Origin of the sequence: Salinicoccus carnicancri Crm (assembly GCF_000330705.1) — a bacterium.
Classification (GTDB): domain Bacteria; phylum Bacillota; class Bacilli; order Staphylococcales; family Salinicoccaceae; genus Salinicoccus; species Salinicoccus carnicancri.
The window spans coordinates 486,125-498,997 of the sequence record NZ_ANAM01000001.1; the positions used below are offsets into that span (position 1 = coordinate 486,125).

General features: G+C 52.4%; 11 protein-coding genes. All 11 read left to right on the top strand.

Annotated elements, in window-relative coordinates; translation table 11 throughout:
* Positions 1 to 535 precede the first annotated feature (535 nt).
* The 11 genes from C792_RS0102600 (at position 536) to C792_RS14145 (ending at position 12,831) form a co-directional block, all read left to right on the top strand.
* Positions 536 to 1,216: a C40 family peptidase gene (locus C792_RS0102600; RefSeq protein WP_017547883.1), complete on the top strand. Its 681-nt coding sequence runs from the start codon at positions 536 to 538 to the stop codon at positions 1,214 to 1,216.
* A 128-nt stretch (positions 1,217 to 1,344) separates the two neighbouring features.
* The gene (locus C792_RS0102605; protein ID WP_017547884.1) at positions 1,345 to 1,932 is read left to right on the top strand and encodes a TlpA family protein disulfide reductase; all 588 of its coding nucleotides are present in this window, start codon (positions 1,345 to 1,347) and stop codon (positions 1,930 to 1,932) included.
* Complete coding sequence (locus C792_RS0102610) at positions 1,932 to 2,570, top strand: YfbR-like 5'-deoxynucleotidase (protein ID WP_017547885.1); 639 nt, start codon at positions 1,932 to 1,934, stop codon at positions 2,568 to 2,570. Before C792_RS0102605 ends, C792_RS0102610 begins: the two co-directional genes overlap by 1 nt.
* A gap of 5 nt (positions 2,571 to 2,575) precedes the next feature.
* Positions 2,576 to 2,812 (top strand): CsbA family protein, encoded by a 237-nt coding sequence (locus C792_RS0102615; protein WP_017547886.1) that lies wholly within the window; start codon positions 2,576 to 2,578, stop codon positions 2,810 to 2,812.
* Between the two features lie 82 nt (positions 2,813 to 2,894).
* Positions 2,895 to 4,868, top strand: coding sequence for an excinuclease ABC subunit UvrB (uvrB, locus tag C792_RS0102620; RefSeq protein ID WP_017547887.1), 1,974 nt, complete (start codon positions 2,895 to 2,897; stop codon positions 4,866 to 4,868).
* Between the two features lie 7 nt (positions 4,869 to 4,875).
* A complete protein-coding gene (uvrA, locus tag C792_RS0102625; RefSeq protein ID WP_017547888.1) occupies positions 4,876 to 7,716 on the top strand; it encodes an excinuclease ABC subunit UvrA in 2,841 nt (946 codons plus the stop codon).
* Between the two features lies 1 nt (position 7,717).
* Positions 7,718 to 8,896, top strand: a complete 1,179-nt coding sequence (locus C792_RS0102630; protein WP_017547889.1) for a DUF4097 family beta strand repeat-containing protein — start codon at positions 7,718 to 7,720, stop codon at positions 8,894 to 8,896.
* A 168-nt stretch (positions 8,897 to 9,064) separates the two neighbouring features.
* Complete coding sequence (gene hprK / locus C792_RS0102635) at positions 9,065 to 10,003, top strand: HPr(Ser) kinase/phosphatase (RefSeq protein ID WP_017547890.1); 939 nt, start codon at positions 9,065 to 9,067, stop codon at positions 10,001 to 10,003.
* Positions 10,000 to 10,923: a prolipoprotein diacylglyceryl transferase gene (gene lgt, locus C792_RS0102640; RefSeq protein ID WP_017547891.1), complete on the top strand. Its 924-nt coding sequence runs from the start codon at positions 10,000 to 10,002 to the stop codon at positions 10,921 to 10,923. The genes hprK and lgt overlap by 4 nt, the downstream gene beginning before the upstream one ends.
* A 2-nt stretch (positions 10,924 to 10,925) precedes the next feature.
* Positions 10,926 to 11,414 carry an acyltransferase gene (locus tag C792_RS0102645; protein WP_017547892.1) on the top strand — a complete coding sequence of 163 codons (489 nt, stop codon included), beginning with the start codon at positions 10,926 to 10,928 and terminating at the stop codon, positions 11,412 to 11,414.
* On the top strand, positions 11,407 to 12,831 hold the full coding sequence (locus C792_RS14145) for a tetratricopeptide repeat protein (protein WP_017547893.1): 1,425 nt from the start codon (positions 11,407 to 11,409) through the stop codon (positions 12,829 to 12,831). Before C792_RS0102645 ends, C792_RS14145 begins: the two co-directional genes overlap by 8 nt.
* The last annotated feature ends 42 nt before the right edge of the window (positions 12,832 to 12,873 follow it).

The following is a 12,873-nucleotide window of genomic DNA, read 5'->3' on the forward strand; positions in this document are numbered from 1 at the left end:
TGCCTTCGAACCCGGATCGATAATAAGGCAAGGCGTTCTCCTGTATTCGAACCCGGATCGATAATAAGGCAAGGTGTTCTCCTGCCTTCGATCTAGAAACGATACTAAGCGGTAATACGCTCTTATCATCGAAATGAAATCGACAATCAGACGAATAATCATTCTCAAATAACCGCAAAAACGCGGTTTACATAATAATTTCATATGTAATCTTGAGCCACCGCGAAAGGCGTAAAAAATATATGCATGGCTGTATATCCCCCGTCACACCGGACGATCCAGCATTCCATCTGAATTGTCTCATCTTTTACAGCGCATTTCAGTTTTTTCGTTTAGGTTACAAGTGGGTTACAAAGGGACAAATCATGTTCCATGTGTGCTATAGTGTTGATCGTGGTCGAAAGGAGATTCCTTTCATGACTGTTTGAAACTGAATATCAATTAAATAATCAATAATGAGATTCACCCAATCAAGATACATAGAGAGACAAGAGTTGCGTTTTGGGACAAGGAAAATTAGGAGGATATTTTTATTATGAAGAAGACATTATTTTCTATAGCGACAGTTACGGCATTGACGGGAGTGGCGGCAGGTAATGTGGACGCTGCGGCATACGGCGGCGGAAATGACAGCACGGCGGATTACTCCGGACAGTCAAACTCAACTTCAGTATCGAATTATGAGAGCTACTCTTATACTTATGATGAAAATGGATACGATTATTCATACGGCAATGAAGCTTCCCAGTCTGTGGAAACTGAACAGTCCTATGAAGCGCCGGCGCCTGCGGTCGAGGAAGAGGCACAGGCACCTGCGGTCGAGGAATATGATGAGCCGGCTGCACCGGCTCCGGCTGAAAGCACAAATGTGTCAGGCGGTAATGCGGTATCCGTTGCCCAGTCTGTCGCGGCGGGCAAATCCTACGTATACGGCGGAAACTCCGCAACAGCGGTTGACTGCTCAGCCCTGACCCAGCAGTTCATGAAACAGTTCAGCGGCAAGGATATCCCGAGGACTGCTGCAGCGCAAAAAGCGGCAGGTACACCGACTTCAAATCCACAGCCGGGTGACCTCGTATTCTTCAATAATGGGTCCCATGTGGGCATCTACATCGGCAACGGCCAGATGATCGATGCACTGAACCCTTCTGAAGGTGTCGGAGAGCGTGCTGTAAGCTACGTAAGCGGCACAGTGGACGGCTACTTCACTTACTAATAAACCGGTATTCAGAACGTCCGGCATCCTGCACAATGTGCAGGATGCCTTTTTGTGCGCAAAAAAGTGGATACTTATGGCACTTATGTTAAAATGGTTGAAATAATAGAGTTAGGTATGTTGTTTCCATGAAAAAGAAAAATATCATCATAATAATTGCACTGGCGGCTTTCGTCATACTGGTCGGCGCAGGTATCCGGGCGGTACTCAATGTTTCGGATGAGCGTCTCGAACAGCAGTCGCTGGAGACGCTGAAGAGTTCGGAGGGCCGGGACAACCACCATGCCGTGGGACGGAACATCCTTGACAGGGAATTCACCGGGGTGGCGAACGGCGACGGCTCATTGCGTGAGACAATCACCTCCAACGAGGTCACGGTGATCAATTTCTTCGCCTCCTGGTGCGACCCATGCCGCCGGGAGACGCCGGAGCTGATAGAATATCAGGCATCCCGCGGCGGCGGGTCACTTGATGTCGTCGGCATCAACATCGACGACAGCGACGGCAACCGGGACAAGTTCCTCGAGGAGTTCGGGGTTACATATCCGGTCTACGAGTTCTCGGATGAGCCTGCGGCAATCGAATCATACAAGATCCATCTGATGCCGACGACATTTTTCGTCGACAGTGAAGGCACGATTGTACGCGCCTATATCGGCGAGGTCGGCACAGATTTGATAGACAGCTATGTCAACTATGTGAAGGAGGAGTCATAATGGGTGTACATCAGTATTTTAAAAGCCTGAACGACCTTGAGAAGCTGGTCCGCTGCCCGGGTAAGTTCAAGTACCAGGAACATAACGTCGCCGCGCATTCCTTCAAGGTGACGAAGATCGCCCAGTATCTGGGGACTGTCGAGGAATACCACGGCAATGAGGTCAACTGGAAGGACCTTTACGAAAAGGCACTGAACCATGACTATCCTGAAATCTTTACAGGGGACATCAAGACGCCGGTGAAATATGCGTCCGGCGAACTCAATATGCTGTTCATGGAAGTGGAGGAGACGATGACCTCCCGTTTCATCGAGGAGGAATTCCCGGAGCAGTACCAGGAGATCTACAAGCGCCGTCTGAAAGAGGGGAAGGATGAGACGCTGGAAGGTCAGATCCTCTCCGTGGCGGATAAGATCGACCTGCTGTATGAATCGTTCGGTGAGATACAGAAACGGAACCCGGAGCCTTTATTCTTCGAAATATATGAAATGTCGCTTGTGACCATAAAGAAATTCTCGCATCTGGCATGTGTGCAGGATTTCCTTGGAAATATACTGTCGGATATGCTCAAGGAGCGCTTCATCCCCCGTACGGAACTCATGGAAATCACCGAATCGATAATGGACAAGGAGATATAGGGCCTGTGGACCTTTACTGGTATATGATGGCCATGGTCGTACCGGCTGTGACCGTCGTGTTCTTCACCCGTATGACGCGGAACAAATACGTTGCGGTAATACTGACGTTCATCATTTTCGGCGTTTCCATATACCGGGGATTCTATCCTTCCGAGTGGGTGATTTTCATCGACTCGATGTCAATCGTCATCGGCTACATGCTTGTAGAATTATATAATCTGGATAAAGTGGAAGATGAGTAGAAATGACCGAACAAATGTTTGTTATTTCTATTTTTTTTTTGATAGAATGATAAAGTACAGAATAAGATGGGGGGAAGAGAATATGGCACAATTTGAGATCGTCTCTAAATTCGAACCCGCCGGCGATCAGCCCAAGGCGATCAGGGAACTGACCGAACAGATACGTTCCGGCAGCCGCCACCAGACGCTGCTCGGTGCGACCGGCACCGGGAAGACATATACGATGAGCCAGGTGATCAGGGAAATCGGCAAACCGACCCTGATCATCGCACACAATAAAACGCTGGCAGGACAGCTGTACAGTGAATTCAAGGAATTCTTTCCGAATAACAGGGTAGAGTATTTTGTCAGCTATTACGACTACTATCAGCCGGAGGCATACGTCCCGCAGACGGACACATTCATAGAGAAGGACGCACAGATCAACGAGGAGATCGACAAGCTGCGCCACTCTGCAACGAGTGCGCTTTTTGAACGTGATGATGTAATCATCATCTCCTCCGTCAGCTGCATCTACGGCCTCGGTAACCCGGAGGAGTACAGGGAAATGGTCGTGAGCGCGCGTGTCGGCATGCAGTTGGACCGCAATGAATTCCTGCGCCAGCTGGTCGATATACAGTACACGCGGAACGACATCGATTTCAGGCGGGGGACGTTCCGCGTGCGGGGCGACATCGTCGAAGTGTTCCCGGCATCAGAAGATGAACAGTGCATACGTGTGGAGTTCTTCGGGGACGAGATCGACCGCATCAGGGAGGTCAACTACCTGACGGGTGAAGTGCTCGTCGAGCGCGAGCATACTGCAATCTTCCCGGCCTCCCACTTCGTCACGCGTGACGAGAAGATGAAGGTGGCCATCGAACGCATTGAAAAGGAACTTGAAGAACAGCTTGAGAAACTGCGTGCGGACGAGAAACTCCTCGAGGCCCAGAGGCTCGAACAGCGCACGAACTATGACCTTGAAATGATGCGGGAGATGGGATTCTGTTCAGGAATCGAGAACTATTCCGTCCATCTTACGCTGAGGCCGATGGGATCCACACCCTATACCCTGCTTGACTATTTCGATGATTTCCTCATCATGATCGATGAATCCCACGTCACACTGCCGCAGGTCCGCGGCATGTACAACGGTGACCAGGCGCGTAAGCAGGTGCTCGTCGACCATGGTTTCAGGCTGCCGAGTGCACTGGATAACCGGCCGCTGCAGTTTGAGGAGTTCGAATCCAAAGCGCAGCAGCTGCTCTATGTGTCGGCTACACCGGGGCCATATGAGCTTGAACATACAGAGAAGATGGTCGAGCAGATCATCCGTCCGACGGGGCTTCTTGACCCTGAAATCGATGTCCGGCAGAGCGAGCATCAGATTGATGACCTTCTTGAAGAGATCGTTGCCCGGGCCGAAAGGAATGAACGGGTGCTGATCACCACATTGACAAAGAAGATGTCGGAGGATCTGACGGATTATCTGAAGGAGGCTGGGGTCAAAGTACAGTACCTTCACTCTGAGATAAAGACGCTTGAACGCATTGAAATCATCCGGGATCTGCGCATGGGGACATTCGATGTGCTCGTGGGGATCAACCTCCTGAGGGAGGGGCTCGACATTCCGGAAGTCTCGCTGGTGGCGATACTGGATGCGGACAAGGAAGGGTTCCTGCGCTCGGGCCGCTCCCTCGTCCAGACCATCGGCCGCGCGGCGCGTAACAGCGAGGGCAAGGTGATCATGTATGCGGACAAGATTACGGATTCCATGCGCTATGCACTGGATGAAACGGCGCGCCGACGCGAAACGCAGATGGCATTCAACGAGGCGCACGGTATCACACCGACGACCATCACCAAGGAAATCCGCGATTCCATCAGTGCCGAAGTGGAGATCAAGGAGGACGCACACAAGGAAGACGTCAAGCCGTCCAAAAAGATGACGAAGAAAGAACGCGAAAAGACCATCGAACAGCTGGAGAAGGACATGAAGCAGGCAGCAAAAGACCTCGATTTCGAAACGGCCTCGGAACTGAGGGATGCATTATTCGAACTGAAAGCAGAAGGGTGATTCAATCGTGAGAAATACTCATATCAGCATCAGAGGTGCAAAACAGCACAATTTGAAAGACATAAATGTGGACATCCCGAGGGACAAGCTGATCGTCATGACCGGCCTGTCCGGCTCCGGCAAGTCTTCGCTCGCCTTTGACACGATCTACGCAGAAGGACAGAGGCGCTATGTGGAGTCGCTCAGTGCATATGCCAGACAGTTCCTCGGCAACATGGAGAAGCCGGATGTGGATTCGATCGAGGGTCTGTCGCCCGCCATTTCCATAGATCAGAAGACGACGAGCAACAATCCGCGTTCGACCGTCTCTACAATTACAGAAATCTATGATTACCTGCGCCTGCTCTATGCCCGCGCAGGTACACCGTATTGTCCGATACATGGTGTTGAAATTACATCCCAGACAATCCAGGAAATGACGGACCGGGTGATGAAGCTTCCGGAACGGACAAAAGTGCAGCTTTTTGCACCGGTCATCCGCGGTAAAAAGGGCCGGCATGAGAAGCTGCTCGAAGATCTGGGCAGAGAAGGCTACGCCCGCATTGTGGTGGACGGCGAGATGCACGATATCGAAGCGGTGCCGGAGTTGAACAAGAACAAAAAGCACAACATAGATGTCGTCATCGACCGCCTGGCAGTGCGCGAAGGTGTCGAGGCACGGCTCAGCGACTCCCTTCAGACGACGCTTGACAAGGGGGGCGGCAATGTAGTCGTCAACGTGATCGACGGCGAGGATATGCACTTCTCCGAGAACTTCTCCTGTCCCGAATGCGGCTTCACGATATCCGAGATGGAGCCGAGGCTCTTCTCCTTCAATGCGCCGTACGGCGCCTGTCCCGATTGTGACGGTCTCGGCATGAAGATGGCCGTCGACGAGCGTCTCGTCGTGCCGGATCCCGGCCTGACGCTCGAGGAAGGGGCGCTCCAGCCATGGCAGCCGATCAGTTCCAACTACTATCCGACACTGCTGCGTCAGACATGCGCACATTTCAACATCGATATGGATGTTCCGTTCGAAGAGCTGCCGGCGTCTTCCCGGAAACTTGTGCTGCACGGTTCAAAGGGCGAGACCGTCGACTATGTGTTCGAACAGGACAACGGTGTCACCCGCCGCAGGACGATGCCTTATGAAGGAATCATCAACAACATCGAACGCAGGTACAAGGAGAGCCCCTCTGAATACACAAGGGATCTAATGAGCAGATACATGCGTGAAATCACATGCAAGACGTGCGATGGCTACAGGCTGAACGAAGAGGCGAGGGCTGTAAAAATCGACGGCAGGCATGTGGGCGAAGCTGTCGATCAGTCCGTCAGAGAGGCTGTGGAGTTCTTCGAATCCCCGTCACTCTCCGAACAGAACAGGCAGATTGCTGCGCCGGTATTGAAGGAAATCAACGAGCGCCTGATGTTTTTATTCAACGTGGGGCTGGATTACCTGACGCTGAACCGCCGGAGCGGGACGCTCTCCGGCGGGGAGGCGCAGCGGATCAGGCTGGCCACCCAGATCGGCTCACGCCTTTCCGGTGTGCTCTATATACTGGATGAACCGTCGATCGGCCTCCATCAGCGCGACAACGACCGCCTGATCGGGACGCTCAAGAGCATGCGGGATATCGGCAATACACTGATTGTCGTCGAGCACGACGAGGATACGATGCTTGCGAGTGACTACCTCATCGATATCGGCCCCGGCGCCGGCGAGCACGGCGGACGGATCATTTCCCAGGGAACACCCGGGGAAGTGATGAAGGACGAGAACTCCATCACCGGCCAGTATCTGAGCGGCAGGCGGGAAATCCCTCTTCCTGAAGAATACAGGAAGCCGGACATGTCCCGTGCACTGGAAGTACGCGGTGCCAGGGAGAACAATCTCAAAAATGTGAATGTCAAAGTGCCGCTGTCCGTGCTGAATGTGGTGACAGGGGTCTCAGGCTCCGGGAAGAGTACACTGATCAATGAAATCCTCTACAAGGGGCTGCATACGAATCTCTACAAATCCAAGCAGATCCCTGGTGAACACAAGGAGATCAGGGGTGCGGAAAACATCGAGAAGATCATCGACATCGACCAGTCACCGATCGGACGTACGCCGCGGAGCAATCCGGCGACATATACAGGCGTCTTCGACAGCATCCGCGATGTGTTCGCCCAGACGAATGAAGCAAAAGTCCGCGGCTATCAGAAAGGCCGCTTCAGCTTCAATGTCAAAGGAGGGCGCTGTGAAGCCTGCAAAGGCGACGGCATCATAAAGATCGAAATGCATTTTCTGCCGGATGTATTCGTACCATGTGAAGTGTGCGACGGAAAACGTTATAATAGGGAGACACTGGAAGTGAAATACAAGGACAAAAGCATTGCGGATGTCCTGGCGATGACTGTAGAGGAATCCTATTATTTCTTTGAAAACCTGCCCAAGATCAAACGGAGGATAAAGACACTGCTCGATGTGGGCCTGGGCTACGTCAGGCTCGGACAGCCGGCAACGACGCTCTCAGGCGGTGAGGCACAGCGTGTCAAGCTCGCATCCGAACTGCACAGGCGCTCAGACGGCAGGTCGCTCTATATACTGGATGAACCGACAACCGGCCTCCACTCGGAGGACATAAGGAAACTCATCGATGTCATCCAGCGTCTCGTGGATAACGGGGATACGGTCATCGTCATCGAGCACAACCTGGATGTCATCAAGGTGGCAGATCACATCATCGACCTCGGTCCTGAAGGCGGAGACGGCGGCGGCACAATCGTTGCAGCCGGCACTGTCGGCGATGTGATGGCAGAGACGCAGAGCTATACGGGGTATCACCTAAAAAAATGGTTGGAACGAAACCATCAGGAGGTTTGAAATGGACAATAAAGACCGCATACTGAAAATGCTCGAGGAAGGCAAGATCAGTTCAGAAGAAGCCATCAGGCTGATGGAGGCGATGGATCAGAAAGAGGATGCCGGAAGGCAGGAACAAAAAGATGAACCGGGCACCGGACATTCAGGCGGCCAGACCGGCCGCAGCACAAAGTCGTCCGGTAATTTTGCCAGTGCATCGGAGGCATGGGACCAGCTTGTCGGGGAGTTCCAGAAGTATATCAACCCAGACAAGGCGAATGAAACATACAGCAGCGTCAAAAATAAATTTGAAAACCAGAAGTACGCCTCCCAGGTGTTCGGTTCACTTGAGAAAGCTTTTGACAGCGTCAAAAATTCAAACATCGACTCCATGTTCTCCTCAGGCGGCAAGAACCGCCTGATCGAGACTGTCGATGAAGACTTCTCCAACATTTCCGTGGACATCACCAACGGCAACATCACCATCGTGCCGACAGACAGGGTGACGACGGCGAAATTCGAAGTGACATCCTTCTACCGCAAGCTGGATAAGAAGCGCAACTATTTCCAGGACATCATCTGCGAAGTGAAGAACAACGAACTGATGATCGTCTCGGATATCCGCTCGGCACGCGTGAATGTCGAACTGCAGGTCAATCCCGCGCTGGTCAACCGGCTCATCGTCTCAAGCTCCAACGGCAATGTGACGGTGGAAAACGAAGAGTTCGGCGATCTGACCGTGGACATACTGAACGGCAGCATCACGCTGGAGAATGTTTCTGCAAAGAGTGCGTTCGCAAGGACGTCCCGCGGCAACGTAAAAGTCGGGGGCGGCGGATACGGAGCGCTCGAACTCGTTTCCATGGTCGGCACGGTGGACACGGACAGGCTGAATGCGAAAGACCTGACGGTATCATCCAACGGTTCTGTCAACCTGTCGCTCAAAGAGGAGACGGAATCGGCGTCCATCAATACGAACATGGGCAGCATCAATATCAGCGTGCCGAAGGACCGTGCGCTGGAAGGCAGGATAAGCACCGTGGTGGGACAGCTGAATTATCCGCCGGATATCAATGTGAGGTTCATGAAGCATCAGGATATCGGACTGAAGGAGCTCATGCTTGTCAATGATACAGATGAGCGCGGGATGATCCTCGAAGTCGGCACCAAATTCGGCAGTGTGACACTCCACCGCCATTAACAGGATAAACGGACTCTTGGCCCGGCCGGCGTAATTACGGCCGGGCCGTTATTTGTACCGTCACAGGTCTGACATATACATTAAATTATCATTTCATTCCATTTCGGATGATTGAAAATACACATGCATTTCTTTATAGTTGAATTATTAAAGAGCCGAGGTGACGATATGCTCACAGTAGAAGCATTGGTAGATACATTTGACCTGACGGTCAAAGCCGGAAAAGACGGTCTCGGCAAAGAGATCGTCAACATAGACGTTTCACGTCCCGGCCTGGAAGTGGCGGGATATTTTTCACACTATTCATCCGACCGTGTTCAGGTCCTCGGGATGAGTGAGACTTCATTCTTTGAAAGGATGCTGACGGATGAGGAGCGCGAAGACCGCTGCAAGCGGCTCTGCCGCAGGGAGACGCCCTGCATCATCATCACCCGCGGCCTGTATGCGCCGCTTGAGCTGATCGAAGCGTGCAATCAGACGCAAACCCCATTGCTCATCACAGAGGACAATACGACGAACTTCATCGGCAGGGTCTCCAATTTCCTGGAGAAGGCGCTGGCTCCGGAAACAAACCTGCACGGCGTGCTTGTCGACATATACGGTATCGGCGTGCTGATCACGGGTGAGAGCGGTGTAGGCAAGAGTGAGACCGCCCTTGAACTCGTCAAAAACGGCCACAGGCTGGTGGCGGATGACAACGTGGAAATCAAGCAGGTGAGCAAGAACGTGCTGATGGGCTCGGCCCCTTCACTGATCCGGAACCTGCTCGAGATCCGGGGCCTGGGCATCATCAATGTGATGACCCTCTTCGGAGCGGGGAGCATACTCGAGGAAAAACGGGTCATGCTGAACGTCAACCTTGAGCCCTGGGAGGCGGGCAAGACGTATGAACGACTCGGTCTCAATCAGGAGAAGATAAAAATCCTGGATACGGAAATCGACCAGAAGACGATTCCGATCCGTCCGGGACGGAGTCTCGCCGGCATCATCGAAGTAGCTGCAATGAACCACCGCATGCAGTACATGGGATATAATGCGGCAGAGGAATTCAACGATCGGCTGAATGCACAGATCATGGCAGACGGCCGTCAGGGGGGACAGCAATGATATTCAGTACCACTCCGCTCAGTCCGGTTGCACTTGATCTGGGCCCGCTCGAAATCCACTGGTACGGCATCATCATCGCCGCGGGCATGCTGCTCGGATTCTATCTTGCAGATCGTGAGGCGAACAGGCGCGGCCTCCCGGAAGGCATGTTCATGGACCTGATGTTCTATATCATCATATTCTCCATCATCGGAGCGAGGCTGTACTATGTCATATTCCAGTGGGAATACTACAGCAGCAACCCGATTGACATCATCATGATCAACGAAGGCGGCATGGCAATCCACGGCGGTCTGATCGGCGGGGCTCTCGCCGGTTTCATATTTTGCCGTGTGAAGGGCTACAGCTTTTTCAGGATAGCGGATATTGCCGCGCCCAGCCTGATCCTCGGGCAGGCCATCGGCCGCTGGGGAAACTTCATGAACCAGGAGGCGCACGGCGGTGAAGTGACACGGGGCTTCCTCGAGTCCCTCAGACTTCCGGAGTTCATCATCAACCAGATGTACATCGACGGCGCCTACTACCATCCGACGTTTCTGTACGAGTCACTGTGGAATCTGCTGGGTTTTGTCATCCTCCTCATGCTGCGGCCGAAACTTAAAGTGGGGCAGACGATCCTGCTCTATCTCATCTTTTATTCAGCAGGCAGGTTCTTCATAGAAGGAATGCGCACGGACAGCCTGATGATCGGCGACGTCCTCCGCACGGCACAGGTCATCTCGATCCTGCTCATCATTTTGGCAGCTGCAGTGTGGATCTATCGCGAGATGAAATACGATCTGCCGAAATACGGCAGTGTACAGGGCATATACGGCCCCGGGCGCGCTGAAGCCGCCCGGGGGAAAAGAAAGCAGGCCGGTCAGACCGTCAAGAAAAAGCAGGGTCACAAAAAGGGTAAAAACCGTAAAAAGAGGAGATAGCGATGAGAAGGCTCGAGATCACAAAAGCAGGGAAAGTCAATCCGCTGTGGAATATGTACAGGACCATCTCCAGGTTCAAAGTGATTAAAAACTTCATTTTCATCGAGCTCGGACGCTACGCACCTTCCACAAAGATCAAGCATGTACTGTACAGGAAGGCGCTCGGCATGAAGCTCGGGGCCAACGTATCCCTCGCATTCCGTGCCATGCCGGATCTCATGTATCCCGAGCGCATCAATATTGGCAAAAATAGTATAATCGGGTATAATACAGTAATATTGACCCACGAATATCTGGTCGACGAATACCGCATCGGTGATGTCAGGATCGGCCATGATACGATGGTGGGTGCGAACGTGACGATTCTGCCGGGTGTGGTGATTGGAAATCACGCGGTTGTCGGTGCAGGGGCCGTCGTTTCAAAAGATGTCCCCGACCATTCAACCTGCTACGGGAACCCGCTTGTTATAAGGAGCAGGAATGATGAATGACAATAGGAAAGTAATCCCCTTCAACCAGGGTGGAGAGTTCCATTTCAATCAGGGGATGAAAAAATCAGGACAAAACAATAAGCATGATGCTCTGAGGAGTTTCCAGAAGGCGATTGAACTCGAGGGGAACAATCTTGCGTACCTGTCCCAGTATGCCTATCTTCTTGCTGAGGTGGGCCGCGGGACGGAAGCCGAACATATTCTGATCAATGAGTTCATTCAGCATCAGTACGATGCTGAATTTTATTTTATACTGAGCCAGCTGTACATCATCATGAATGATCCCAACAAGGCGTTCCTCTTCGGTGTGCAGTATGTGAAGCATGAACCGGACTCCGGGTATGATGAAGAGCTCGAAAACATGTTTGAAGTGAGCATCGATGATGAGGAGGAAGTGGAGAAGGAGGCGGTCCGGTTCACAGGCCAGCACCTGTTCCAGCATCTCTTCATGAATGCCCGCATCGAAGAGGCGCTCGAGCTGCTTTCCACACTGCCGGTGGACATACAGGAGGAGCGGGAGTTCAGGAACATGAAGGCGATGGGGGCTCTATTCCTGAACCGCTACGAGGAAGCGCATGCCCTGCTCGAAGAGCTGCTGAAGGAAGACCGGACGGACATGCATGCTCTGAGCCATATGACGCTGCTCTATTATCACACGGGGGAAACAAAGAAATACCGTGACTACCTGAAGAAGATGGAAGTCGTCCAGCCCCTTGATGACGATGCACGTTTCAAAGTGGGGCTGGTACTCAATTTCCTGAAGAAATACGAGCGTTCATATGAGCTGCTCTATCCGCTGTACAGGAAGCAGGCGTTCGTCAGCTTCCAGCTGCTCCATGCGCTGAGCCATTCGAGCTACCATATGGGCAGCCGGGCGGAAGCGGAGATGTTCTGGGACAGGATGCAGCTGTTCCATAAGGTGGATGAAGCCTACAGTCCTTGGAAGAAGGATGAGGCATCACAGCAGATCACGGATCTTGAAATGAAGTATCTGAAAAGCGATGATGCATATATGCGGCTGCTCGGGATATACAGGATCTATAACGTCAAACCGCGCGATGCGATTCTGGGACATGAAGTATGGGATACGATTGAATCTCTCGAAGATTACGAAAAACTGTACATTTCCCATCTGTTCCAGGGGCTGAACCTGGTCCGGCTCGGACGCATGCACAAAGGCCTTGAGGCCCTGAGGGTGGCAGGCTACACCGGTGAGGAGGACCAGCTGGCGTGGATTGAGACGTTCCATGGCCTGTATGACAGAAAAGAGGATGTCGAGGATACTGATGCACTTGCGGCTGCAACGCTGCACTTCCATAAGCGCGACAGGAAGATGACGAAGAAGGCGCTGGTGGAGGCGTTCGATACCACACTCTACCGGCTGAACAAGGCGATTGAGAAAATCAGGCACATTTGATGAAATATTGCACAGGAGCATTTATAATATATAAGAATGATT

What these genes read in the sequence shown, in the direction of transcription:
- C792_RS0102600 (WP_017547883.1), top strand. Translation starts at nt 536, where the DNA reads ATGAAGAAGACATTATTTTCTATAGCGACAGTTACGGCATTGACGGGA.
- C792_RS0102605 (WP_017547884.1), top strand. Translation starts at nt 1,345, where the DNA reads ATGAAAAAGAAAAATATCATCATAATAATTGCACTGGCGGCTTTCGTC.
- C792_RS0102610 (WP_017547885.1), top strand. Translation starts at nt 1,932, where the DNA reads ATGGGTGTACATCAGTATTTTAAAAGCCTGAACGACCTTGAGAAGCTG.
- uvrB (WP_017547887.1), top strand. Translation starts at nt 2,895, where the DNA reads ATGGCACAATTTGAGATCGTCTCTAAATTCGAACCCGCCGGCGATCAG.
- C792_RS0102630 (WP_017547889.1), top strand. Translation starts at nt 7,718, where the DNA reads ATGGACAATAAAGACCGCATACTGAAAATGCTCGAGGAAGGCAAGATC.
- hprK (WP_017547890.1), top strand. Translation starts at nt 9,065, where the DNA reads ATGCTCACAGTAGAAGCATTGGTAGATACATTTGACCTGACGGTCAAA.
- lgt (WP_017547891.1), top strand. Translation starts at nt 10,000, where the DNA reads ATGATATTCAGTACCACTCCGCTCAGTCCGGTTGCACTTGATCTGGGC.
- C792_RS0102645 (WP_017547892.1), top strand. Translation starts at nt 10,926, where the DNA reads ATGAGAAGGCTCGAGATCACAAAAGCAGGGAAAGTCAATCCGCTGTGG.
- C792_RS14145 (WP_017547893.1), top strand. Translation starts at nt 11,407, where the DNA reads ATGAATGACAATAGGAAAGTAATCCCCTTCAACCAGGGTGGAGAGTTC.